We start from the raw sequence: 23,509 nt of genomic DNA on the forward strand, positions 1-23,509 counted from the left end.
GGCTTCTCTTTATATCTTACCTTTCGGCTTGATTATCTTGTCTTGTCCCCTCCGGAATCGCTCCGTCGGTAAGCGAGATTCGCATCTCCCTTTTTGTTCAGCCTTCCGGCCCCTTTCCCATCTTCTCACTCTCCAACTTCAAGCTTCCTGCTCTCCGCTTTTTCCCTCTCTCCGTTTTGGGACTGCAAAGGTAAGAACCTTTTTGCTACTTCCAAAAATAATTTTATTTATTTTTCGGAACCCTTTTTAAAGAATTCGCTTCTTCTGATCGGGGCTGCAAAGGTAATAATCTTTCAATTATTGTCAAGGAAAATATTTTTATTTTTTTCACCTGATTTTAGCCTTTGCTTATTTCAAAAAACGCTTCCCTTTTTCGATTTGGGACTGCAAATGTAAAGAGAAAACGCCTATCGCACCAAACAAAAAATAAAGTTTTTTGTATAGATGTTGTAACTCGTTGTTTTATAGGCAGACACAACGAATATCCCGTAAGGAATACCGGCAGGAAAGATCGATCTAAACTGTAGGAATGTCTACCCATGAGCAAGCGAGAGCCACTCATCCGAGAAGAAAATTCCTAAAATCAATACTGGCCGGTAGACAATAACACCAGGGTGCAGGCCTCTAAAGTTTCTATCCCGCGCTCATTTGCCATACGTTCTAATTCCAAATTTTCTGTGCCGGGATTAAAAATGATGCGTTTGGGATGTGTCTTAAAGATATAATCGTATAACGCGGGTTGGTTTTGGGGACCTACATACAGCGTCACGGTATCGATATCGTGGTGTATGGTTTCGGGCTTTTCGATAGGCACGCCGGCAACTTCGCCATTTTTTATCCCTACATTAACTATAGTATGTCCCCTGCCTGCCAGACGGTTTGAGGCAAGGTTGGCATAACGGCTTTCATCGGGCGTAGCGCCCAGCACTAAAGTTTTTTTATTGGCCATTGCTCAGTTTATTAATTAATACAATTTGCCCGGCATGATAGATGTGATGCTCAATCAAACCAACAACCAGTGCCTCATAACTTGCTTCGTAGCCTGAATATATTCTGCGCGGGTCGTTAACAGGTGTGCACCATTTATCTTCCGGGTAGTCGTTGATCAATTGCAATAACGCTACATTGGCCAGTTTAAAGTCGCTCACCAATTGCTGCAGCGCCTGTTCGCCGGGTTGCCCCACATCCGGCCAATCGCCCGGCGCAGGTTCGGCAGCTATGTTGCCCTGCATCCGGCTGGTGACTTCCTGCGTCCACGAAAGCATGTGCATCAAAATTGCTGCAATACTGTGCGAAGCGCCGGGCAATGTTTCGTAGGCTGATTCAAAAGACAGGCCATCTATAATATGATAAACTGGCTCGCCGTACCAGGCATGCCCGTACAAGGCGGTAGTTAATTGATTATATAATCGTTCGGAATTGGTCATGATAATATTTTAAACGCAGCCGAAGCACAGTTAATCCCATCAATCGCAGCAGAAATTATGCCACCTGCATAGCCGGCACCTTCGCCGCATGGAAATAGCCCTGTAATTTGCGGATGTTGCAATGTCTCTTTATCACGCGGTACTTTAACCGGCGATGAAGTGCGCGACTCTACTCCCACCAAAATAGCCTCGTTGGTAAAATAGCCTTTCATTTTTTTACCAAATACCGGTAAAGCTTTGCGCAAGCGTTCGTTGATCCATCCGGGCAATACTTCTTTTAACTCTACACTTTTTGCGCCGGGCAGGTACGAGTTAACCGGCAGATCGGCCGAAAGGCGACCCTCAAAAAAGTCGACCATACGTTGTGCCGGAGCAACGAGCTTACCGCCGCCGGCTTCGAAGGCAACCCGTTCGACCTGGGTTTGAAAGTTCAGCATCCTGAAGGGGTCACCCACTTTGCCCGGAACATCTTCCAGGTTTACCTGTACAACCGTGCCCGAATTGGCGAAAGGGTTATTCCGTTTAGATGGGCTCCAGCCATTCACCACGATCTCGTTATGATCGGTAGCGCAGGGTGCGATGATGCCGCCCGGGCACATGCAAAACGAGAACACTCCACGATCGTCCACCTGTTCAACCAAGCTATAATACGATGGCGGTAAAAACTCACCACGGTTTTCGCAGTGATATTGTGCCTGATCGATGATCTGTTGCGGGTGCTCGATACGTACACCTAACGCAAATGGCTTAGCTTCTATTAATACCCCGCTGCTGTGAAGCATTTCGAAAACATCGCGTGCCGAGTGCCCGGTAGCCAGGATCACCGCTTTAGCTTTAATCTGTTCTCCTGCCTGCGTTTTAACACCTTCTATTTTATCGAAGTTGATGACGAGCCCGGTTACTTTGGTATCGAAGTGTATTTCGCCGCCGGCATTGCGGATGGTATCGGCAATCGCGGTAATAATTTGCGGTAATTTATTGGTACCGATATGCGGCCGGGCATCGATTAATATATCTGCAGAAGCGCCATGGGCAACAAAGGTTTTCAAAACCTCGTTCACATCGCCCCGTTTGGTTGAGCGGGTGTATAATTTTCCGTCGGAATATGTACCTGCACCGCCTTCGCCAAAGCAATAGTTCGACTCCGGGTTAACAACACCTTGTTTATTGATATCGGCCAGATCGCGACGGCGCCGTTTAACATCTTTGCCCCGCTCCAATACTATCGGTTTCAGGCCTGACTGAACGCATTGCAATGCTGCGAACAACCCGGCCGGACCCGCACCTATAATAATTACCGGTTTGGCATTGCCAACGTTTTGATAATTTACCGGGTAAACATCGGGCGAAGGGTGTTCATCAATAAACGCCCTCAGCTGCATGCGGTAAATAACTTTTCGTCCGCGGGCATCGATAGAGCGCTTGAGGACTCTGATTGCCGATAGTTTATTTAAAGGGATTTTCAATGCTGATGACGTTATCCTCTTTAAAGCGGCTTCGTCTTCATGCTCGTGCGGCAGGCAGGTAATTTCGATTTCTTTGATCATGCGGGGCCGGGTTTTTATCCCGGATGACAGCAAAGATAATAATGATTACACTGATTTAAACCCGATAATACCGATTAAGGTTATATTTGACCCGTATATGAAAGATTTAACCTGGAAAACGCTCTCTTCGACATACGAACATACCGGCCCATGGGCCACGTTGCGCCGCGACCGCTGCGAAATGCCCGACGGACGAATCAAAGACCCTTATTATGTGTTGGAATACCCCAACTGGAGTAATGCCGTAGCGATAACCGAAGAGGGCAAAGTTTTATTAGTTCGGCAATACCGCCATGCAGCCCAAATCGTTTCGCTCGAACTGCCCGGGGGCGTGATCGAAAAAGGCGAAGATCCTAAAGATGGTATCAAACGCGAGCTGCTTGAAGAGACAGGTTACCTGTTTGATGATTTTGAGCAGATAGCTATTGTTTATGCCAACCCGGCTACTGGTGATAACCATACCTACTGCTACCTGGCCAAAGGTGGTAAAAAGGTACAGGAACAAAGTTTGGATGAACACGAGGACATTATTGTTGAGCAGTACACCATTGCCGAGGTGAAGCAATTACTGACTGAAAACAAAATTGCACAGGCCCTGCATTGCACTAATTTGTTTTATGCGTTGATGAAGTTAGGTGAGTTGAAATAAACACATTTTCAATTTTAGCGTTTTATAGTTAAATTAGCTTTTGTTTATGAAGCATATAACCGATATACCACGTACAGCCATAGAAGTATTCAATATGCTTCCGGAAGGAACGCGTTGCGAGGTTATTGATAATACACTGTACATGTCGCCATCGCCAACCACTAACCACCAGGATACACTTGGTGACATTTTTTATAAGATCAAGCAACATCTTATTCATAATCAATCAGGGAAAGTTTTTATAGCTCCGCTGGATGTTTACCTGGATAATGAGCTTGACGTGGTTCAGCCGGATTTGATTTTCATTAAAGCCCTGCATCAGAATCTAATACAACAAAAGGGCATTATTGGCTCACCGGACATGATTATTGAGATACTATCTTCAAATATGGCTTATGACATGACGAAAAAATTTGAGTTATATCAACGGAATCTTATTCCAGAGTATATCATTATTAATCCTGACACAAAAGAAGTATTGCATTATTTAATTAGTAGTGGCAAATACGAACAAGTTCCATCTGAAAAGGCGAAGCTGGATTTAAAGATCCTGGATTTGCAAATTACTTTTTAAGACTGGTTCATTAAAACTAAAGGGCCCTTGCCTCGAATGAGACAGGGGCCCTTTAGTTTATAGCGGTAACGTCAATTACGACATTTTTAATTTTTTCTGGATATCGGCAACATAGCCTTTAAATTTCTTATCGGTATCGATCAGGTCTTCTACAGTCTGGCAGGCGTAGATCACGGTGGAGTGATCGCGGCCGCCGAAGAAACTGCCTATCGATTTTAATGAGCTTTTGGTGTGTGCTTTTGCAAGGTACATCGATATCTGTCGGGCCTGTACAATTTCGCGTTTGCGGGTCTGCGATTTTACCATCTCAATAGGAACCTCAAAATATTCGCAAACCAGGCTTTGGATATACTCCATCGAAATCTCCTTAGTAGAGTTTTTGATGAAGTTCTTCAGCATCTGCTTGGCCAGGTTCAGGTCGATTTCTTTACGATTAAGCGTTGATTGAGCCAATAAGGACACCATCGCACCTTCCAGCTCACGAACGTTATTGTCGATATTGTGGGCAACGTATTCAACTACCTCGTTTGGCAGTTCGATACCGTCCTGATAAATCTTGGTTTTGAGGATGGCCATGCGGGTTTCCAGGTCCGGCACCTGCAGATCGGCCGAAAGGCCCCATTTAAAACGTGATAATAAACGCTCTTCCAAACCCGCCAGATCCTTCGGTGCCTTATCTGAGGTAATGATCAGTTGCTTGCCCGATTGATGCAGATGATTGAATATATGGAAAAAGAAATCCTGTGTTTTTTCTTTACCGGCAAAGTTGTGCACGTCGTCCATAATCAGCACGTCGATGGCCTGGTAAAAATTCACAAAGTCGTTAATGTTATTATGCTTTAAAGCGTCGACAAACTGCTGGGTGAATTTTTCGCACGATACATACAATACCAGCTTATCGGGCAGGGTGCGTTTAATTTCGTTGCCGATGGCCTGAGCCAGGTGGGTTTTACCTAAACCTACCCCGCCATAGATCATTAAAGGGTTAAACGATGTGCCCCCGGGTTTAGCTGCCACGGCATAACCGGCCGAACGGGCCAGACGGTTGCAATCGCCCTCGATAAAACTATCGAAGGTATAATTACGGTTGAGTTGCGGGTCAACCTGCAGTTTCTTCAGGCCCGGTATTACAAATGGGTTCTTGATATCCTTGTTGATAGAAATAGGGACAGGCATTGATTGATTTTTACCTTCGGCCCCATTTCCGTTAGATGGCATATTGGTGGTATATGGCTTAGCCGAAGATGATTGCTCAACAACGATATTGTATTCCAGCCTTCCGTCTTCGCCCAACTGCTTTTTGATGGTTTTACGTAATAAACCTACGTAATGCTCTTCGAGCCATTCGAAAAAGAACAAACTTGGCACTTGTATGGTAAGCACGCTTCCTTCAAGACGCAAGGCTTTTATAGGCTCGAACCAGGTTTTAAAACTTTGGGCCGGGATGTTGTCCTTGATGATCTGCAAGCAGCTATTCCAAACATTTGTACAAGTTTTTTCCATTAGTAGTATTATAATTTATTGATTTACAAACTCCAGCACAAGCTTTCACTTAACCGGTTTCAGAACATCGAATATTGAAAAAATAACCTGATAAAAAAATTAAATTTTCACTTTTCGCCGTTCAATTTTTTAACATTCTCGCTGGCACATTGTTAGTTTATTTCTCACTTAAAAATGTAATTATTAATTAATTATAAGCGCAAAACTAAAAAGGGCGTACCTATCAATCCCCAACTATTGTATGCCTATTTTTGCTATCAGGCTATACCCTAATTGAGACAATTTAAATCCCCAAAAAGTTAGTTAATTATTGGCTCCCACTCCACAGTTTATCAACACTTCTCTTTATGATAAACTATCCTTCAAATTGTATTGCTCCCTTAAAAATTAAAGCTAACAAAAATATTACATCGCAGCCAAAGTTTATAAGTTTTTTTCAACTTTTTGCTCTTGACTGTGTGTTAGCAAGATACGTTATCAACAACAACGATTAGGGCTTAATGTTCGCCAAAAACATGGCGCATGGTATCGGCAATTTCGCCGAGTGTAGCATAGTTTTCCACAGCGTTTAAAATATACGGCATCAAATTTTCTTCGCTGCGGGTTGCTTCTTTAAGCTGTTGTAAAGCCAGGTCAACCGCCTGGTTGTCGCGCTCGGCTTTCAATTTTTGTAATTTGGCAGTTTGCTGCAGGCGAATGGAATCATCTACCCTGAAAACCTCGACAGATTGCTCCTGCTCCTGCACAAACTGGTTTACACCTACCAAAACCTGTTCGCCGCTCTCAATCTCCAACTGGTGCCGATAGGCAGATTTGGCAATTTCCTGCTGGATATAATCTTCCTCAATGGCTTTCACTGAGCCGCCCATTGCATCTATCTGATCAATATACAACTGTGCAGCGGCTTCCAGTTCATCCGTTAACGACTCGATAAAGTACGAACCGGCCAGCGGGTCGACCGTAGCGGTAACACCGCTTTCAAAAGCGATAATCTGCTGGGTACGCAAAGCGATCTTTGCAGCGGCCTCGGTAGGCAATGATAAAGCCTCATCATAACCGTTGGTATGGAGCGATTGCGTACCGCCTAATACCGCAGCCATTGCCTGGTTGGCTACGCGTACAATATTGTTCATAGGCTGTTGCGCCGTCAGCGTCGATCCACCGGTTTGGGTATGGAAGCGCAGTTTTTGCGCACCTGCATCGGTAGCGCCCAATTCTTTGGTGATATGCGCCCACATCCGCCGGGCAGCGCGGAACTTACAGATCTCTTCGAAAAAATTATTATGGCAGTTAAAAAAGAACGACAGCCGTTTGGCAAAGACGTTAATATCTAAACCTTTGTCCATTGCCGCTTTCAAATAGGCCTTGCCGTTGGCCAGCGTAAAGGCCAGTTCCTGTACAGCTGTCGACCCTGCTTCGCGGATATGATAGCCTGATATGGATATGGTGTTCCATTTGGGAAGCTCTTTACTGCAATACTCAAACACATCGGTAATCAGCCGCATCGACTGGCGGGGCGGGTAAATATAAGTACCGCGCGCAGCGTATTCCTTTAAAATATCGTTTTGGATGGTTCCGGATATCAGCTTCAGATCAGCTCCCTGCTTTTTAGCCAAGGCAATGTACATGGCCAGCAGTATCGGGGCGGTGGCATTGATGGTCATAGAGGTGGTTACCTTTTCCAGCTCGATGCCATCGAATAAAATTTCTATGTCTTTTAACGAGTCGATGGCTACACCAACCTTCCCTACCTCACCTTCGGCAAGTGCATGATCAGAATCATAACCTATTTGCGTAGGCAGATCGAAGGCTACCGATAAGCCCATAGTGCCCTGGCTCAATAAATAATGGTAGCGTTTGTTCGATTCTTCGGCAGTTGAGAAACCTGCATATTGCCGCATCGTCCAAGGGCGCCCACGATACATGTCCTTCTGTATACCCCGTGTGTACGGAAACTCGCCGGGCAATTCGTTCATTGGCGAAGGTACCGAGGTATAAACCTCTTTAATTTCGATTCCCGATGATGTGGTATACTTTTTTCCTGACATTTTTTGGTTGTTATAATATATCGTCCAGGTCTCTCCTCACCATCACTGCAGCTATATCGTATGGGTTTTCCTCGAGTGTGCTCAGGTGGGTCAGTATCGTCCGGCTCAGGTCGAGGCCGCTTGCATCTTCGGGCAAACCCTTAACCGCATTGGTAACAATGCTGGTGGTATCATCTTTAATACGTTTTACCACGGCCCAGGCTGATGGCGAAACATAAATTTGCTGGGTAACGTTATGCTGATATTCGTTGCGTATTTCGGCAACCACTATACTGTGCAGCTCGCTTGCCGAATATTCGTTGGCATTAAGCCGGATGAGCATATTAGCCGGGTTAACACGTTCGATAAACAAAACAACACGTTCGTATGCCTGCAGTTTTAGCGGCAGGGTTTGGTTAGTAACTGCTTTACGCAGATCCAGCAGCTGGAATTTTTCGGCGCGGTCGAGATGAGGCTTGATCAGATAATAAGTAAGCGCCACAACACACAGCCCGGCAACTGTGTATTTAATTACATCCATCAACAAAGGGTATATCATAGCTATAAATGTTAGGCCGGTGTCATTAAACTTACGGCGAGCAACAAAAATGTACATTTTGCCTTATATTTGTATATCAAATTAAAAATAACATGAGTACTGTTGTTGAAAATGCTACCGCACCCGTTTCCTTTACCGAAGGGGCGGTGAAAGAACTACATAAATTAAAGGACCAGCAGGAATTAAGCGATGATTTTGGCCTGCGTGTTGGCGTGGAAGGCGGCGGTTGTGCCGGAATGAACTATGTTTTAGGTTTCGATCAGAAAAAAGATGGCGACCAGGAATATAGCATCGAAGGCATCCGCGTGTTTATGCATAAAGCACACGGTTTATATTTAGCCGGTATGCAGGTGGATTTTCAAGATGGATTAAATGCCCGCGGTTTTACTTTCAGCAATCCTAATGCGGCAAGCACCTGTGGCTGCGGCAGTTCGTTTTCGGTATAAAGATATTTACTATATTTATAAAGCGTTTTGTTGTCCACAGAGCGCTTTTTTTATGCGTTTAACTTTTAGTAGCCAACGATGTAACAAACACACCTGTCCGATAGTCTAAAATACTAAAACTACCCGGCCCATGTCTGTACAGATGAATTATAAAGAGAATGTTGCGGTTGCCCTGCAATCTATTGGTGGCAACAGGTTACGCACATCGCTCACCGCATTGATCATCGCTATAGGCATTATGGCTTTGGTAGGTATTTTAACTGCTATCGAAGGCATCAAGCAGTACACCAATGATGCTTTTTCGAGCATGGGTGCCAACTCGTTTACTATACGTAACCGGGGTGGCGGCATCCGTATTGGCGGCGGTGGCCGCCGTAAAGTATTTCAATCCATCAGATACGAAGAAGCCGACCACTTTAAACAAGCCTTTAAATTACCTGCGCTTATCTCGGTCAATACGGTCGCATCCTACCAGGGCACGGCAAAGTACGGGGATAAAAAAACCAATCCGAATCTCACCATATTCGGAGGTGATGAAAATTATTTGGCGACAGGTGGTTATAAGCTGGCTTCGGGGCGCAGTTTTTCGCACGCCGAACTGGAATACGGCGCTAACGTGGTAATTATAGGTGATGAAATAAAAAACAAGTTATTTAAAGGCGAAAACCCGCTTGATAAGGAGTTAACCATCGGCGCCAGTAAGTTTAAAGTAATCGGCACTTTAGCCTCAAAAGGCTCGAGCGTGGGCGGCCCCGGCGATAAGATCTGCATTATCCCTGTATTTAAGGCCAAGCAGATATCCACCAATCCCAACCCTTCTTTTACGATCGGTATTATGGTAAGCGAACCGGCTGCGCTCGACGAAACCATTGGCGAAGCTACATCGCTTTTCCGTAATGTACGCCGCCTGCCCATCAACCGCGAAAACAACTTCGAAATAACCCGTAGCGACTCTATACAGCAGGAACTGGCAGGTAATTTGGCCGGTGTAACGGCAGCGGGCATTGTTGTGGGGCTTATCACCCTGATCGGCGCATCTATTGGTTTAATGAATATTATGCTGGTATCGGTTACCGAGCGCACGCGTGAAATCGGTATCCGGAAAGCTATCGGCGCAACCCCGGCAGTGATCCGCAAGCAATTCCTCATCGAATCGATCGTGATCTGTTTTATCGGCGGTGCGGGCGGTATTGTATTGGGTATGGGTATCGGCAACCTGATAGCTGTACAGATCAGCGGTACTTTCGTAGTGCCCTGGGCATGGTTGTTTATGGCCGTTGTGCTGTGTACGATAATTGGCCTGGGATCGGGCTTTTACCCGGCCAGCAAGGCTTCAAAACTCGACCCGGTTGAAGCGCTCAGGTACGAATAAGCTTAAAGCAATGCCTTATTACAAAGGTAGCCGCCGGCTAACAGCCTTTGTACATAAGGCATTTCCAGCGACCGCACAAATGCGTCGGCATGGCGGGTGGCATGCATATCGCTCGAAATAAAATCAACCAGTTGGTTATCAACCAATTCTTCGGCACATAGTTTTGTCTCGCGGCCATAATAACCGGTTAGCGATATGGTGTTCAACTGCAGCATACAGCCCCACTGTTTGAGGTTTTTATATTGGTCGAGCGTATAATAAGGGTACCTTTCGGGATGAGCCAAGATCGGTATATAGCCCATATCTTTTAATTTAATGATGGTCGGGATAAATACCGGCGGCGGGCTAACGAACGAAAACTCGAACAGGATGTAGTTCTTCCCCATGGGCAACAGTTCGTTCTTCTCAACCAGCTCCATAAAAACTTCATCGAAAAAGTACTCGGCCGAAGCTTCTACCGGGATATCGATCTGCTGTTCGGCCAGTTCGGCTTTTAAAACGGCTAAAGCACTTTTAATACTTTCGGGCGTGTTGCGGTAATAATCATTCATCACGTGCGGCGTGGCGATGATTTTTTTGATACCTGCCGACATCATGGTTTTAATCAGCTCGATAGACTCCTGCGGATTTTGCGCGCCATCGTCAATACCCGGCAGCACATGCGAATGCATGTCGACCGCGATAGCTTCAAAATTTAGTTTTGGCTGTTCGTCTCTCCGTTTTTTAAAGAGCCCGAACATATTAGCGGTTGGTGTATTGGCCTTCGTAGTATTGCTGATACTGGCCCGATGTTACGTGATCCAGCCATTCCTGGTTAGCCAGGTACCAGTCGACGGTTTTTTCGAGGCCCTGTTCAAAAGTGATGCTTGGTGTCCACCCTAACTCTTCTTTCAGCTTTGTGGCATCGATCGCATAACGCAAATCGTGCCCTGCCCTGTCGGTAACGAAGGTAATCAGTTTGGCAGATTCGCCTTCGGGGCGACCGAGTTTTTTATCCAGGATACTACACAGCAAACGGATCAGGTCGATATTCTTCCACTCGTTATGGCCGCCAATGTTGTACGTTGTACCCGATTTGGCTTTATGAAAGATCACATCGATAGCGCGGGCATGGTCTTCAACCCACAACCAGTCGCGCACGTTTTCGCCTTTACCGTAAACCGGGATAGGTTTTGATTGCTTGATGTTATGAATAGAAAGCGGTATCAGTTTTTCGGGAAAATGGTATGAGCCATAGTTATTCGAGCAGTTGGAGATGACGGCGTTCAAGCCATAGGTATCCTGGTAAGCGCGCACAAAATGGTCAGAACTTGCTTTTGATGCCGAATAGGGCGAATGCGGGTCGTAAGCGGTTTCTTCGGTAAACATGCCGGTTTCGCCCAGAGTACCGTATACCTCATCGGTTGATACATGGTAAAAACGGGTGTTTTCGTAATTACCTGCCCAGTATTTTTTGGCGGCGTTCAACAGGTTTACCGTGCCGATCACATTGGTCATCACAAACTCCAAAGGGTTGGTGATCGATCTGTCCACATGCGATTCGGCAGCCAAATGAATAACAGCATCGGGTTTTTCGTTTTTGAAGAGCTCATCGATAAAAGCTGCGTCGACAATATCGCCTTTAACAAATTTATAGTTAGAGTTATGTTCAATGTCGCGCAGGTTTTCCAGGTTACCAGCGTAAGTGAGTTTATCGAGGTTAACGATCTGATACCCGGGATAGGTTGTTACAAACCTGCGTACCACGTGCGAGCCAATAAAACCTGCCCCTCCTGTGATGATGATCTTCTTCATAAAAACGTTTTTTAGAAAGGCTTTTCAGCCAGGTATTTTTCCCAGTTCCAGGCCGAAAGCATCATATCGGCAATGCCTAATTCTGCCGTCCAGCCCAGTACTTTGGTCGATTTGGTGACATCGCCCCAAACCTGCTCCACATCGCCGGGGCGACGCGGGCCGATTTTATAGTTTAATTTTTCGCCGGTAGCTTCTTCAAAGGCATGTATTACCTCGAGCACCGAGTTACCGTTACCGGTACCTAAGTTAAACATATCATATCCAATGGCATAACCTTCGGTCGCCATCAGTTTCAAAGCAGCCACGTGTGCTTTGGCCAGATCAACTACGTGGATATAGTCGCGGATACAGCTACCGTCGGGCGTATTGTAATCGTTGCCGAAGACAGTGATCGGGCCACGTTTGCCAATAGCGCTTTGTGTGATGAAAGGCACCAGGTTTTGCGGTACGCCGATGGGCAACTCTCCAATTAAAGCCGAATCGTGGGCCCCAACCGGGTTAAAGTATCGTAAGGAAATAACCTTGCATTTACTACCCGAATGAACGGTGTCCTGCAATATTTCTTCGGCCACCTGTTTGGTATTACCATAAGGCGATTGCGCGGGTTGTACGGGCGCGTCCTCGGTTACCGGCAAATGCTCCGGCTGGCCGTAAACCGTACAACTTGATGAGAAAACAAAGTTTACAGGCTTATCGTAATAAGTCTCCAGCAGGTTTACCAGCGAATAGAAATTGTTATGATAGTATTTTAAGGGATTGGCTACCGATTCGCCAACCGCTTTATAAGCTGCAAAGTGTATTACTCCCGAAATATCGGGTTCGGCTGCAGCCAGCTCTTTAACCGCCAGTTCACTACACAAGTCTACCTGGTAAAATTTGGGTTTATAACCGATGATCTTAGCGATCTGATCCTGTATCTTGATATCCGAGTTCGACAGGTTGTCGACGATAACAGGCTCATAACCGGCGTTAACCAACTCCACTACTGTATGCGAGCCGATGTACCCTAAACCGCCGGTAACCAATATTTTTGCCATGTTTTATTTGTTGTAGTTAGTGAAATCCTTATGGTGAATTTCTTTGTCCGGTAACGATTTGAAGTATTCGTAAGTGATCTTTAACCCCTCGGCACGTGATACCTTGGGCTCCCAGCCTAAAATGGCTTTGGCCTTGGTAATATCCGGGCGGCGTTGTTTCGGATCATCTACCGGCAGGTCTTTACAAACCAGTTCCTGGTCGGTACCGGTCAGTTTAATGATCTCTTCACCAAACTCACGGATGGTGATCTCATCGGGGTTACCGATATTCATTGGCTGTACATAATCACTGAACAGCAAACGATAGATGCCTTCAATCAAATCGTCAACGTAGCAGAACGAACGTGTTTGCGAACCATCGCCAAAAACGGTAAGCGGTTCGCCGCGTAGAGCCTGGCCGATGAATGCAGGCAATACACGGCCATCATTCAGGCGCATGCGCGGTCCATATGTGTTGAATATACGTACAATACGGGTTTCCAAACCATGAAAGGTGTGGTAGGCCATCGTGATGGCTTCCTGGAAACGTTTAGCTTCATCGTACACACCACGTGGCCCAACGGGGTTAACGTTGCCCCAGTATTCTTCGGGTTGCGGGTTGACGTTAGGGTCGCCATATACTTCGGATGTCGAAGCAATCAGCATGCGGGCGCCTTTGGCACGTGCCAAACCTAACAGGTTATGGGTACCGAGCGAACCTACTTTCAAAGTTTGGATAGGTATCTTTAAATAATCGATGGGGCTGGCCGGTGATGCGAAGTGCAGTATGTAATGCAGATCGCCTGCCACGTGCACAAATTTGGAAACATCGTGATTGTAGAACTCAAAATTTTCGAGTTTAAACAGGTGTTCGATGTTACGCAAGTCGCCGGTTATCAGGTTATCCATGCCGATAACTTGGAAATCTTCTTTAATAAACCTGTCGCACAGGTGCGATCCTAAAAAGCCGGCAGCGCCGGTGATAAGTATACGTTTTCTTTCAGCCATTATTTGTTTTCAACTATTTTACGTCCGATACTGTTGTAATAGAACCCGCATTCTGCCATTTTTTGCAGATCGTACAGGTTACGTCCGTCAAAAATAACTTTGTTTTTTAATAAACCAGCAACCTGATCAAAATCCGGCGTGCGGAACAGCGACCATTCGGTAACGATCAGGAGTGCATCGGCACCATGCAGCGCGCTGTAAGCATCGGCAGCGTAGCTGATTTTCGAGCCCAGCAAGTTGCGTACGTTGTTCATCGCTTCGGGGTCGAAAGCGGTAACCGAGGCGCCGGCTTTCAATAATTCGTCGATAATATATAAAGCCGGAGCCTCGCGGATGTCGTCGGTTTCAGGCTTAAATGCCAATCCCCAAAGAGCAAATTTTTTGCCTTTTAAACTACCGCCGAAATATTTTTTAACCTTTTTGAAAAGGACCTTTTTCTGGGTTTCGTTAACATCGATAACCGAGTTTAATATCTTGAAATCGTATTTAGCTTCGTCGGCCGATTTTACCAGGGCCTGTACATCTTTCGGGAAACAGCTGCCGCCATAACCTACACCCGGGAACAGGAAGCGGCGGCCGATACGCTCGTCTGAGCCTATACCGCGGCGCACCATATCGACATCGGCTCCAACCAGTTCGCAAAGATTGGCCACCTCGTTCATAAAGGTGATTTTTGTTGCCAGGAATGAGTTGGCGGCATATTTTGTTAATTCAGACGAACGCTCGTCCATAAAAATGATCGGGTTGCCCTGGCGTACGTACGGGCCGTAAAGTTCGCCCATCAGTTTCTGTGCACGCTCGCTTTTGGTACCAACTACCACACGGTCGGGCTTCATAAAATCTTCAACCGCAACACCTTCGCGTAAAAACTCAGGGTTCGATACTACGTCAAACTCAACCGTTGTTTCGGCGCCTAAGGCGGCTCTTACTTTATCGGCAGTGCCTACCGGTACAGTTGATTTGGTTACGATAACCTTGTAATCTTTGATCAGTTTACCAATGTCTTTAGCTGCGCCCAGTACATAGCTCAAATCGGCAGCGCCATCTCCGCCGGGAGGAGTTGGCAGCGCTAAAAAGATGATCTTGGCTTCTTCAATAGCCTCGGCAAGGCTGGTGGTAAAATGCAACCTGTTTTGCGCAATGTTACGGAGGAACAGGATATCCAATCCTGGCTCGTAGATGGGCATCTTGCCATCCTGCATCATTTTTACTTTTTCGGCGTTAATATCAACGCAAATTACCTGGTTTCCGGTTTCGGCCAAACATGTGCCTGTTACCAAACCTACGTACCCTGTACCAACTACAGCTATTTTCATATTTTGATGTTCGGTTTAATTTAATTTTCATTTACCTTCGGACTGACGAAGATAATAATTCAAATCCTATAATGTTATTAATTTACAATTTATTCCTACGAATTTATTTAATTTTAATATTAATATCTTCATTTTTTAACAAAAAAGCAAAAAAATGGATAAAAGGGCGCAGCGGCGTTAGCCTCATACGCTGCGAATCGTCCTTTTGGTTTCATTTCGCCTCGCTGGGCGAGTTTGAACAGGGCAGGCCGGTGCTCGAAAAAATGCGCCAGCTGCATCCTGATCAAAAAATTGTAATAACATTCTTCTCCCCGTCGGGGTACGAGGTGCGTAAAAATACACCTTTAGCCGATTATATTTACTACCTGCCCTTAGATACGGCAAAAAATGCCCGGCATTTTATCGATAACATCAACCCAACCCTTGCTGTTTTTACCAAATACGAATATTGGTACCATTACTTTAACGAGTTGAATAAAAGGCAGATACCGCTGTATGTTATTTCGGGGATATTCCGGCCGGGGCAGGTGTTTTTTAAATGGTACGGCGGCCTGCACCGACGGATGTTAGGCTTTGTAACGCACTTTTTTGTGCAGGATAAGGAATCTCAAAACTTACTGCAGACGCTTAATATCACCAATATCACCGTTACTGGCGATACCCGGTTTGACCGTGTTTGGGAAAATTCCCAATCGCCGAAACGGATTGAAACCATCGAAAAGTTTAAAGCCGGGAAACCTGTTTTTATTGGCGGCAGCACCTGGCCGCAGGATGAAGAACTGATCACATCGCTTATTCCGAAGTATCCGGATTGGAAGTTCATTTTTGCACCACACGAGATTACCGAAGTTAAGATACAGGCATTATTAAAACTCATCCCGCAGGGTAAAGTCGTCCGTTTTTCAGAAATAAACGAAACAACCACACTCAGCAACTGTCAGGTTCTGATCATAGATAACATTGGGATGTTGTCTTCGCTGTATCAATACGGTGATATTGCCTTTATCGGCGGCGGTTTTGGGGCGGGTATTCATAATACGCTCGAAGCTGCAGCTTTCGGGTTGCCGGTGATCTTCGGGCCCCGTTATCAAAAATTTAAAGAAGCGCGTGATATTGTTGAACAGCAACTGGGTTTTTCGGTTGTGAATGCAGAAGAGCTGCAGGAAATTGCTGATATATTAATATCCGATAAGGCTTATCGCGACGAGGTTGGGATAAAGATTAAAGCTTATGTAAAAGCTAATACCGGGGCAACGGGGAAGTTTTTGGAAGAGATAGATTAGTTATTTTGTGTGATCTTTATTTGAGATATACAAAAAAACTATATTTATGAATTATAATCAGTCGAAATCATGACCCTCAAAGAAGCCGTTTTAAAAAGCTTAGAAGATATTAACGACGTAACAAATCATTTAGCCGTTCTAAACAAAATACTAGAAGAAAAGTACTATGACTTTGGCACAGCAAAAACACCTGCTCAAACTGTGTCGGCTCTCCTCGGCGACTACATAAGAAACGGCGATACACGAGTGAAGCGAATAAAACAACCCGGAGGGACGTACTCTTACTACCTTACAAAAAATGAATCAAACCTGAGTGCTGATGTTCTGAATGGAGTAGCCGAACCTTCTATACGGATAGCTAAAAATTCGGAAAAAACTAAAACATATGACGAAAGAAGCTTACATAAGCTTTTAAGTAGCTATTTAAAAAATGCAGGTACTTATTCAAAAACAATTTTTCATGAGCAATCAACTTTTGGTAAAGACAATAATCAAATTTGGACTCATCCAGATATGGTTGGGGTTCGACTATTAAATTTACAATCCAAAGCAAGTCAAACATTTATCAAGTCAATTAACCGACTTGATGCGTTGAAAATAAGCTCCTATGAAATAAAAAAAGAGATTAATAATGATGGTGATTTAAAAAAAGCATTTTTCCAAGCTGTCTCGAACTCCAGTTGGGCTAATTATGGGTATTTGGTCGCGTTCGAGTTTGGGAGTAGCTTAATGAGCGAGATTGAACGTTTAAACCAATCATTTGGAATAGGTGTAATTCAACTTAGAGCCAATCCTTATAAAAGCACGGTTTTATATCAACCAAGGTATCGAGATTTAGATTTTGCGACCATTGATAAATTGTGTCAAATAAATAAGGATTTTGAAAAATTCATTGAGCAGATTGAGAAACTTCTTACTGCAGAAGAGCGATATTACAAATCGACCGAGAAAGAATTAGACGAGTTTTGTGATAGATATTTCCTAAATGATACCGATTTCGTAGATTATTGTAATCAGCAATACATTCCTATAGATATAGAAACACTCGTTTAGTTATTATAACTTAAATATTTTAACAGCTATGCCCCTACCACCATCCGCTTTAGCGATTTGATAAACGTAGGCGAATCATTCAAACTTTCGACCAGTTGCATGTGCTCGCCGCCACCGGCTTTAAATTCCTCGTGATATTCAACCGTCACTTCGTACACCGTTTCGAGGCAATCGGCAACAAAGGCAGGGCAAAATACCAGGACACGTTTTTTACCTTCGGCAGCCAGTTTAGCTACTACCTCGCTGGTATAAGGCTGCACCCATGGGTCGCTGCCCAGCCGCGACTGAAAGCAAATAGTGTATTTTTCCTTAGGGATACCCAGCTCGGCAGCGATGAGTTTAGCCGTATGGTGCGATTGGGCCGAGTAGCAGTTTTTGTTGACATCCGTTAACGTATCGCAGCAACCGGCCGCTTTAAGGCAATGGCTGTGGGTATGATCGGCTTTGATGAGCTGCCTTTGCGGCAAACCGTGAAAACTGAATAAAATATGGTCGTACGTTTCGGGCTTGTACTTGCGGGCATTATCGGCAAACGTAGCGATCATCAGGTCGTCGTCGTGAAACGAGTTGATGAACGAAATATTGGGTTTTGTTGGCCAGGTACCGATCACCTCCATCACTTTATCGTAAACCGACCCGGTACTTGCCGAAGCATATTGCGGAAACAACGGGATAACCAGGATATCGTCGACAAGCGCTTCTTTAAATTTGTCTAAAACCGACTGAATAGAGGGGCTCTGGTAACGCATCGCCAGCTCTACCTGATAGCCGTCGCCAAGGCTTTCACGCAGCAAATCGCGCTGTAAAATGCTGTAATGCATCAAAGGCGAACCGGTTTTATCGCTCCATATCTCGCGGTACAGCTTCGCCGATTTGGGGCTGCGGAACGGAACAATAAGCCCCTTAACCAGAAAAGTACGCAAAACGGGGTTTACGTCAATCACGCGTGGGTCCATCAAAAACTCGTTGAGATACTTACGCACGTCGGCTGTCGACGGGCTGTCGGGCGTACCCAGGTTGATTAGTAAAACTCCTTTTTTGCTCATGTTTGTTAATTCGGAGTGCAAAGATAATGTTGCAGGCAATGTATTGGTAATTAAAATGTCAGTTGGGTGTTAAATAGATTGACGGTTTGGTATTTTATTGGTTTTGTAATGTGTTAGTGAGAGTGATTGTGGTAATTGACTTTAAAGCGTATATAGTATCAGATGAATGAGTTGGTGAGCTTGGTTTTAATATAATTGTTAATTACAGAAGATTTGGGCGTTCCCTGCGGGCCGGGCTATCCGTTTATACTGCGCAGGCATTAGCCACGGCCCGCCCTAAACCCCGGGCACGGCCGGTATCCACTTCTATCCATTAGGTTTGTTTTAGATTTGAAAGATATCGCAAGCCAGAGGTGAACCATGTTCTATCGTAGGTGTAGAGACCTAATTAGGGATTCGGTCCTCTGACTCTGCTATGCTCAGGGCTTTAATAGAAATTCAGGCATCAGGGCCTATTATCATGGATATAAGCGATAAGCATAACTGCGATACTCTCTAACAACTCAAAATTAAACATTATGAAGCAGTTTTCTTTTTTTACAGGTATCGATGTGTCTAAACTATGGCTGGATATTGCAGTTCTAAGCGCTACCGATGGTATCGTTTATCAGGCCAAGATCAATAATAACGCAAAAGATATCCGAATCTTTCTCAGAGAACTTAAAAAGCTCTTGAAAACCGAAATAACCCAACATCTTTTCTGCATGGAACATACCGGTAAATATGGCAACGCTTTTCTTGCTGTAGCTGCAGTTGCCGGTGCGGAAGTTTGGGTAGAACTACCTCTCCAGATCAAGAGAAGCCAGGGACTGGTCAGAGGTAAGACAGACCAGTGGGACGCAGTTCGCATTGCCAAATATGCACTCCGGTTTGCTGATAAAGCAGTCTTTTGGAAACCTGCCGATCAAACCATTCTGGACATCAAGGAGCTTCAGGTAAAAAGGAACCGGCTGGTCAAAGCACATTCACAACTTGTTCAGGAGAACAAGAACGATCCTTTGTTCAAAAAGCCTTTACTGGCCCTGAAACAAGCCATTGAAGCTATTGAACTAAAGATGGAACAGCAACTTGAACAAAATGAAGATGCCTGCCATCAATACAAATTACTAAAAACAGTACCAGGCATCGGTAAACAAACAGCGCTGGCATTGATCGCCGTTACCAATGGCTTTACCAGGTTAACCGAGAGCAGAAAGCTAAGCTGTTATGCCGGTCTTGCTCCATTTCCTTATAGTTCGGGAAGCTCTGTTAAAGGCAGAACCAAAGTCTCTAAAATGGGAGATATGAAGCTCAAGGTATTGCTAAACCTTTCAGCATGGAACGCTATTCGTTCCATCAGTGCTTTTAAAGATTATTTCAAAAGAAAGGTCGGCGAGGGTAAACATAAAATGTCCGTTATCAATGCTATTCGAAACAAACTGCTTGCACTGGCTTTAGCTGTCATTAAAAGAAACAGTCCTTTTGAAAAAAACTACACTTTTTCTTGATTATGCCATAGAAATCCCTAACGCCTCCTTCACACTCGTCCAAACTTTCGGACTTCCTGACTTTTCCGGCTTCCGGGACTACTCTCCTTTTATTTTCCACAACAGCCACCAGGGCGTACCGGGTGAATCGTGGTGTTCGTAGTGATAGCCGAAAAAATAACAACTTAAAAAGGCTGCCAGGTGGTTTTTGTGCTGACTACCCGATTGGTGTTGATTGCTATGCTCGCCCTTATGCGGTAAATAAGTGCCGAAATAAAACAGCTGTACCGTGCTTAACAGTGACGGTACCACCCAAAACAGGATAAGGTTTAGCTGTGGTATCCATATCTTCAAAACATTGAACAGGATCGCCATCAAAACTACCTGCCAGATTGCTAAATAATTGCGGATAAAGCTGATATACCAGGTTACGAAACCGCCCTGATGATAGTCGGGATCATCACCGGTATGCACATGTTTATGGTGCCGGTGGTGTTTTTTATAAAGCTTCGGGTACCAAAATGCTGCGTAAAGAAAGGTAACACTATAGCCAATACCGTTGTTGATCGTTCTATTGGAGGATATAGTGCCGTGCATAGCATCGTGAGCCGTGATGAACAAACCCGTATACAAGTGCATCTGCAACAGCACAAAAAAGTACAGCAATGGATTTGTAAAATTTACCTGCCAGTGCATTAACAGGATTGTTGAGGTTAACCAGCCCACGAGAATAATCAAAGCGATAACTATACCGGTGTTTGAGGCTGGTCTGTGCATGGTAGTAAAACGCTTTTGAAGACTTAATAGTTTTCCAGTGCGGCCTTTACCTCTTCCATCAGCCACATTGGGGTTGAGGTGGCGCCGGCAATGCCTACGGTATCACCTTCGGCAAACAAGCTGTAGTCGATCTCATCGACCGATGAAATGAAATAGGTGTTGGGATTGTATTTGCGGCAAACCTCGAACAGCACCTTTCCGTTCGATGATTTTTTGCCCGATACAAACACTATCTTATTAAACTTTACGGCAAACTCAGGCAGGTCGCGGTCGCGGTTGGATACCTGGCGGCAAATGGTATCGTTGGCCTTGATATCATAGCCCCGGTTTTGCAGTTCTTCCTTGATCTGGTAAAACTTGGCGGTACTTTTGGTAGTTTGGCTGTACAAGGTAAACCGCTGTGGCAACTCCATGGTATCCAGTTCGCTGATGTCCTGGAATACTAAAGCCCGGCCATCCGTCTGCCCTTGCAGGCCTATCACTTCGGCATGCCCGTGCTTACCGAAGATGACGATATCCTCATCCTGATCAAAAGATGTTTTAATACGGTTTTGCAGCTTTAACACTACCGGGCACGAGGCATCAATAAGCGTAATATTATTTTCGAGGGCTATTTTGTAAGTTTCGGGAGCTTCGCCATGCGCCCTGATGAGCACCTTTTCGTTATGCAGGTTAACCAGGTCGGTATGCGCTATAATGCGCAGGCCCTTTGCCTTTAAACGGTCGACCTCTTCGTCGTTATGTACAATATCGCCCAGGCAATACAGATAACCGTCTTCGTTTAAAATATCTTCGGCCATGTCTATCGCATAAACAACCCCGAAGCAAAACCCCGAATCCTGATCGATTGTTACCTTCAACTGATGCGCTCCCATACTGCAAATTTAAAGTAAAAAGCCCGAATAATATTATATCCAGTAAAGCAATAAAAAAAACAAGAATTGCGCCAGCAGCAATGCCCCGCCAACGGCATTTTGTTTTTTAAACCCGAATGCCTCAAAAACGCCCAGCATAACCGCGCCGACACCAAACCATGCTAAATAATTACCCAATGGGGCTGTCAGATATTCGCCGGGCGGTACCCAGTGCCAGTAATCATAACGGGTGGCATTGGGTTCGATAAAAACATCGAGCGTCATCATCACAAACGCGCCGATAATGATACGCGCCGATGCGCTCCGCACATTGAGGTTTTGCATTACCGTACCGGTGGCATAAGTAAGCATTAACCAGTTAACGGCAATAATTACCGGCACATTTTGCCATTTATAGCCCAGCGTTTGCCCGTAAGCGTAATGCCCGAAGAACAGGTGTTTATTTACGCCGAGCCACTCGATGGTAAAGGCCAGCAGCGATATCACGACGATAAACAACACAAACTTCGGGTCGATATCCTGGTGGCTTAAAAACACCATCGCCAGCATGAGCAGCAAATGAAAAGGCACAAATTGCAGGAAGAATGGCTGCAAGGTTTCGACCGCGAAACCCGCCAAACCAACGGCGTGGAACAGGATGATGATAAAGATCAGGATGGTTTGCTTATCGGCCCTCATACCCTGCGTCCTTTCCATACATTGGTTTTGGTAAGATATTTTTGTATCGACAGAAAGGCGATGACCGTTAAGGCGCACATTTGCAGTGGATGCAAAACTGCATTGGTTAAAACCCTTTGGCCCGACAGGAGCGAGATCATTACCCGGTTAAGCACAATCAGCCCGCACATAAACAGCACCAGGTTAAAGTTTAAAGTGGAAATAATGATCAGCGGCCCGCCGATGATGAGTAGTAAAAACACCAGCAACCCTACAACGCTATAGTTAAAAGCAGCTAAAAAATTCTTGCTGAAGCCGGCTATGCTCTCGCCAAAGCCGGTATACATGCGGCAGCTGATCATTCCGTTAGCCAGCAGCGCTTCGCCGTTAAGGCCCCGGCTCTTTACCTGCTTCATAATTTCCACATCCTCAACCACGGCTTCTTTTACCTGCCGGTGCCAGTTGTGGTGATGATAATCGGCGGCGTTAAACAACATAAACTGCCCGCTTGCTGCCGCAACCGATTTGTTTTTCGACAAAAAAACCAACTTTAAAGGCAGCAGGTTAAGCAATATAAAATGCATCAGGGGTATTACTATATTTTCGCCCAAGGTAAGCATGGTTTGGTTAGTAAACAAACTAAGCAGGCTCAAATTATTCATCTGCATGCGGTAAACAGCGCTATTGATCAAACCGTTGCTTATCTTTTCGTCGGCATCTAAAAACAACAGGTACCCGCCCCTGGCCTGCCGGGCCAGCTGGTGGCAGGCGTAGTTTTTCCCGAGCCAGTCAGGCGGCAGTTCGGCCCCTTTCATTACTTTAAAACGCGGGTCGCGCGAAGCAAAATCGCTGCATACCATAAAGGTTTCATCGGTTGAGGCATCGTCCAGGATGATCACTTCGTAATCCTGGTAATCCTGGCTGGTAATTGATCGCAGCAAGGGTAAAATATTATGCTCCTCGTTGCGTACGGGTATCAATATGGATACCAGGGCCCCGGCATGTTTGCTTACCCGGCGCAGCTTCGGATCGGATATGAAATTGAACAGCGTTACACAGAAGCGCACAATCATAAAAAAAAGCACAAAACTGATGATGTAGCTCATTGATACGG

At 45.2% G+C, this 23,509-nt stretch carries 23 protein-coding genes; 7 read left to right on the top strand and 16 right to left on the bottom strand.

All coding sequences use genetic code 11. The features are described from left to right. Positions 1-583 precede the first annotated feature (583 nt). Genes BEL04_RS14720 through BEL04_RS14730 form a run of 3 tightly spaced genes read right to left on the bottom strand, consistent with a single transcriptional unit; the run spans position 584 to position 2,974 of the window. A complete protein-coding gene (locus tag BEL04_RS14720; RefSeq protein WP_066005324.1) occupies positions 584-949 on the bottom strand; it encodes a CoA-binding protein in 366 nt (121 codons plus the stop codon). Continuing rightward, a complete protein-coding gene (locus BEL04_RS14725; protein WP_066005327.1) occupies positions 939-1,427 on the bottom strand; it encodes a DinB family protein in 489 nt (162 codons plus the stop codon). The genes BEL04_RS14720 and BEL04_RS14725 overlap by 11 nt, the downstream gene beginning before the upstream one ends. Next, positions 1,424-2,974 (bottom strand): NAD(P)/FAD-dependent oxidoreductase, encoded by a 1,551-nt coding sequence (locus BEL04_RS14730; protein ID WP_066005329.1) that lies wholly within the window; start codon positions 2,972-2,974, stop codon positions 1,424-1,426. Before BEL04_RS14730 ends, BEL04_RS14725 begins: the two co-directional genes overlap by 4 nt. 97 nt (positions 2,975-3,071) lie before the next feature. Here BEL04_RS14730 and BEL04_RS14735 point away from each other — a divergent pair, with 97 nt between their 5' ends. Next, positions 3,072-3,623, top strand: coding sequence for an NUDIX hydrolase (locus BEL04_RS14735; protein WP_066006228.1), 552 nt, complete (start codon positions 3,072-3,074; stop codon positions 3,621-3,623). Positions 3,624-3,669: 46 nt separating this feature from the next. Beyond that, the gene (locus BEL04_RS14740; protein ID WP_083227950.1) at positions 3,670-4,197 is read left to right on the top strand and encodes a Uma2 family endonuclease; all 528 of its coding nucleotides are present in this window, start codon (positions 3,670-3,672) and stop codon (positions 4,195-4,197) included. Positions 4,198-4,272: 75 nt separating this feature from the next. On the opposite strand, the gene dnaA is transcribed toward BEL04_RS14740, so the two are convergent. The 3 genes from dnaA to BEL04_RS14755 form a co-directional block, all read right to left on the bottom strand. Then, the gene (dnaA, locus tag BEL04_RS14745) at positions 4,273-5,700 is read right to left on the bottom strand and encodes a chromosomal replication initiator protein DnaA (protein ID WP_066005331.1); all 1,428 of its coding nucleotides are present in this window, start codon (positions 5,698-5,700) and stop codon (positions 4,273-4,275) included. A 497-nt stretch (positions 5,701-6,197) separates the two neighbouring features. Beyond that, on the bottom strand, positions 6,198-7,748 hold the full coding sequence (locus BEL04_RS14750) for a methylmalonyl-CoA mutase (RefSeq protein WP_066005334.1): 1,551 nt from the start codon (positions 7,746-7,748) through the stop codon (positions 6,198-6,200). Between the two features lie 10 nt (positions 7,749-7,758). Then, a complete protein-coding gene (locus BEL04_RS14755) occupies positions 7,759-8,286 on the bottom strand; it encodes a hypothetical protein (RefSeq protein ID WP_066006230.1) in 528 nt (175 codons plus the stop codon). A gap of 92 nt (positions 8,287-8,378) precedes the next feature. Here BEL04_RS14755 and BEL04_RS14760 point away from each other — a divergent pair, with 92 nt between their 5' ends. Then, complete coding sequence (locus BEL04_RS14760) at positions 8,379-8,732, top strand: iron-sulfur cluster assembly accessory protein (RefSeq protein WP_066005336.1); 354 nt, start codon at positions 8,379-8,381, stop codon at positions 8,730-8,732. 130 nt (positions 8,733-8,862) lie between these two features. Beyond that, the gene (locus BEL04_RS14765) at positions 8,863-10,104 is read left to right on the top strand and encodes an ABC transporter permease (RefSeq protein WP_066005339.1); all 1,242 of its coding nucleotides are present in this window, start codon (positions 8,863-8,865) and stop codon (positions 10,102-10,104) included. 2 nt (positions 10,105-10,106) lie between these two features. On the opposite strand, the gene BEL04_RS14770 is transcribed toward BEL04_RS14765, so the two are convergent. Genes BEL04_RS14770 through BEL04_RS14790 form a run of 5 tightly spaced genes read right to left on the bottom strand, consistent with a single transcriptional unit; the run spans position 10,107 to position 15,238 of the window. Then, positions 10,107-10,844: a tyrosine-protein phosphatase gene (locus tag BEL04_RS14770; RefSeq protein ID WP_066005342.1), complete on the bottom strand. Its 738-nt coding sequence runs from the start codon at positions 10,842-10,844 to the stop codon at positions 10,107-10,109. A 1-nt stretch (position 10,845) separates the two neighbouring features. Further along, positions 10,846-11,898 carry a dTDP-glucose 4,6-dehydratase gene (gene rfbB / locus BEL04_RS14775; protein ID WP_066005346.1) on the bottom strand — a complete coding sequence of 351 codons (1,053 nt, stop codon included), beginning with the start codon at positions 11,896-11,898 and terminating at the stop codon, positions 10,846-10,848. An 11-nt stretch (positions 11,899-11,909) separates the two neighbouring features. Next, a complete protein-coding gene (gene galE / locus BEL04_RS14780; protein ID WP_066005349.1) occupies positions 11,910-12,935 on the bottom strand; it encodes a UDP-glucose 4-epimerase GalE in 1,026 nt (341 codons plus the stop codon). 3 nt (positions 12,936-12,938) lie between these two features. Beyond that, complete coding sequence (locus BEL04_RS14785) at positions 12,939-13,922, bottom strand: UDP-glucuronic acid decarboxylase family protein (RefSeq protein WP_066005352.1); 984 nt, start codon at positions 13,920-13,922, stop codon at positions 12,939-12,941. Continuing rightward, positions 13,922-15,238, bottom strand: a complete 1,317-nt coding sequence (locus tag BEL04_RS14790) for a UDP-glucose/GDP-mannose dehydrogenase family protein (protein ID WP_066005356.1) — start codon at positions 15,236-15,238, stop codon at positions 13,922-13,924. Before BEL04_RS14790 ends, BEL04_RS14785 begins: the two co-directional genes overlap by 1 nt. 71 nt (positions 15,239-15,309) lie before the next feature. Here BEL04_RS14790 and BEL04_RS14795 point away from each other — a divergent pair, with 71 nt between their 5' ends. Together BEL04_RS14795 and BEL04_RS14800 are read left to right on the top strand one after the other, a co-directional pair. Beyond that, positions 15,310-16,521, top strand: coding sequence for a 3-deoxy-D-manno-octulosonic acid transferase (locus BEL04_RS14795; protein WP_066005357.1), 1,212 nt, complete (start codon positions 15,310-15,312; stop codon positions 16,519-16,521). A gap of 69 nt (positions 16,522-16,590) precedes the next feature. Further along, positions 16,591-17,574, top strand: a complete 984-nt coding sequence (locus tag BEL04_RS14800) for a hypothetical protein (RefSeq protein WP_066005359.1) — start codon at positions 16,591-16,593, stop codon at positions 17,572-17,574. A gap of 26 nt (positions 17,575-17,600) precedes the next feature. On the opposite strand, the gene hemH is transcribed toward BEL04_RS14800, so the two are convergent. After that, entirely contained in the window at positions 17,601-18,620 is a 1,020-nt protein-coding gene (hemH, locus tag BEL04_RS14805) for a ferrochelatase (protein ID WP_066005361.1), read from the bottom strand. A 518-nt stretch (positions 18,621-19,138) separates the two neighbouring features. On the opposite strand from hemH, the gene BEL04_RS14810 reads away from it, so the two are divergent. After that, on the top strand, positions 19,139-20,107 hold the full coding sequence (locus BEL04_RS14810; protein WP_066005364.1) for a transposase: 969 nt from the start codon (positions 19,139-19,141) through the stop codon (positions 20,105-20,107). Between the two features lie 78 nt (positions 20,108-20,185). Here BEL04_RS14810 and BEL04_RS14815 read toward each other — a convergent pair whose 3' ends face one another. From BEL04_RS14815 to BEL04_RS14830, 4 genes are read right to left on the bottom strand one after another with little or no spacing between them, the layout of a single operon-like run. Continuing rightward, positions 20,186-20,863, bottom strand: a complete 678-nt coding sequence (locus tag BEL04_RS14815; protein WP_066005366.1) for a fatty acid desaturase — start codon at positions 20,861-20,863, stop codon at positions 20,186-20,188. Between the two features lie 23 nt (positions 20,864-20,886). Further along, positions 20,887-21,738 (bottom strand): 4-hydroxy-3-methylbut-2-enyl diphosphate reductase, encoded by an 852-nt coding sequence (locus tag BEL04_RS14820; protein WP_066005369.1) that lies wholly within the window; start codon positions 21,736-21,738, stop codon positions 20,887-20,889. Between the two features lie 33 nt (positions 21,739-21,771). Next, positions 21,772-22,434 (bottom strand): carotenoid biosynthesis protein, encoded by a 663-nt coding sequence (locus tag BEL04_RS14825; protein WP_083227951.1) that lies wholly within the window; start codon positions 22,432-22,434, stop codon positions 21,772-21,774. Then, complete coding sequence (locus BEL04_RS14830) at positions 22,413-23,501, bottom strand: glycosyltransferase family 2 protein (RefSeq protein ID WP_066005374.1); 1,089 nt, start codon at positions 23,499-23,501, stop codon at positions 22,413-22,415. Before BEL04_RS14830 ends, BEL04_RS14825 begins: the two co-directional genes overlap by 22 nt. Positions 23,502-23,509 lie beyond the last annotated feature (8 nt).

It is taken from the genome of Mucilaginibacter sp. PPCGB 2223, from assembly GCF_001705515.1.
Lineage (GTDB): Bacteria > Bacteroidota > Bacteroidia > Sphingobacteriales > Sphingobacteriaceae > Mucilaginibacter.

Excerpts from the sequence above, each read along its gene's own strand:
- BEL04_RS14800 (WP_066005359.1), top strand. The coding sequence starts at position 16,591 with ATGACCCTCAAAGAAGCCGTTTTAAAAAGCTTAGAAGATATTAACGAC.
- BEL04_RS14725 (WP_066005327.1), bottom strand. The coding sequence starts at position 1,427 with ATGACCAATTCCGAACGATTATATAATCAATTAACTACCGCCTTGTAC.
- BEL04_RS14830 (WP_066005374.1), bottom strand. The coding sequence starts at position 23,501 with ATGAGCTACATCATCAGTTTTGTGCTTTTTTTTATGATTGTGCGCTTC.
- hemH (WP_066005361.1), bottom strand. The coding sequence starts at position 18,620 with ATGAGCAAAAAAGGAGTTTTACTAATCAACCTGGGTACGCCCGACAGC.
- BEL04_RS14810 (WP_066005364.1), top strand. The coding sequence starts at position 19,139 with ATGAAGCAGTTTTCTTTTTTTACAGGTATCGATGTGTCTAAACTATGG.
- dnaA (WP_066005331.1), bottom strand. The coding sequence starts at position 5,700 with ATGGAAAAAACTTGTACAAATGTTTGGAATAGCTGCTTGCAGATCATC.
- BEL04_RS14740 (WP_083227950.1), top strand. The coding sequence starts at position 3,670 with ATGAAGCATATAACCGATATACCACGTACAGCCATAGAAGTATTCAAT.
- BEL04_RS14765 (WP_066005339.1), top strand. The coding sequence starts at position 8,863 with ATGTCTGTACAGATGAATTATAAAGAGAATGTTGCGGTTGCCCTGCAA.
- BEL04_RS14795 (WP_066005357.1), top strand. The coding sequence starts at position 15,310 with ATGTTATTAATTTACAATTTATTCCTACGAATTTATTTAATTTTAATA.
- BEL04_RS14760 (WP_066005336.1), top strand. The coding sequence starts at position 8,379 with ATGAGTACTGTTGTTGAAAATGCTACCGCACCCGTTTCCTTTACCGAA.
- BEL04_RS14735 (WP_066006228.1), top strand. The coding sequence starts at position 3,072 with ATGAAAGATTTAACCTGGAAAACGCTCTCTTCGACATACGAACATACC.
- BEL04_RS14790 (WP_066005356.1), bottom strand. The coding sequence starts at position 15,238 with ATGAAAATAGCTGTAGTTGGTACAGGGTACGTAGGTTTGGTAACAGGC.
- BEL04_RS14755 (WP_066006230.1), bottom strand. The coding sequence starts at position 8,286 with ATGATATACCCTTTGTTGATGGATGTAATTAAATACACAGTTGCCGGG.
- BEL04_RS14820 (WP_066005369.1), bottom strand. The coding sequence starts at position 21,738 with ATGGGAGCGCATCAGTTGAAGGTAACAATCGATCAGGATTCGGGGTTT.
- BEL04_RS14815 (WP_066005366.1), bottom strand. The coding sequence starts at position 20,863 with ATGCACAGACCAGCCTCAAACACCGGTATAGTTATCGCTTTGATTATT.
- BEL04_RS14785 (WP_066005352.1), bottom strand. The coding sequence starts at position 13,922 with ATGGCTGAAAGAAAACGTATACTTATCACCGGCGCTGCCGGCTTTTTA.
- rfbB (WP_066005346.1), bottom strand. The coding sequence starts at position 11,898 with ATGAAGAAGATCATCATCACAGGAGGGGCAGGTTTTATTGGCTCGCAC.
- BEL04_RS14825 (WP_083227951.1), bottom strand. The coding sequence starts at position 22,434 with ATGGAAAGGACGCAGGGTATGAGGGCCGATAAGCAAACCATCCTGATC.
- BEL04_RS14770 (WP_066005342.1), bottom strand. The coding sequence starts at position 10,844 with ATGTTCGGGCTCTTTAAAAAACGGAGAGACGAACAGCCAAAACTAAAT.
- BEL04_RS14750 (WP_066005334.1), bottom strand. The coding sequence starts at position 7,748 with ATGTCAGGAAAAAAGTATACCACATCATCGGGAATCGAAATTAAAGAG.
- BEL04_RS14730 (WP_066005329.1), bottom strand. The coding sequence starts at position 2,974 with ATGATCAAAGAAATCGAAATTACCTGCCTGCCGCACGAGCATGAAGAC.
- BEL04_RS14720 (WP_066005324.1), bottom strand. The coding sequence starts at position 949 with ATGGCCAATAAAAAAACTTTAGTGCTGGGCGCTACGCCCGATGAAAGC.
- galE (WP_066005349.1), bottom strand. The coding sequence starts at position 12,935 with ATGGCAAAAATATTGGTTACCGGCGGTTTAGGGTACATCGGCTCGCAT.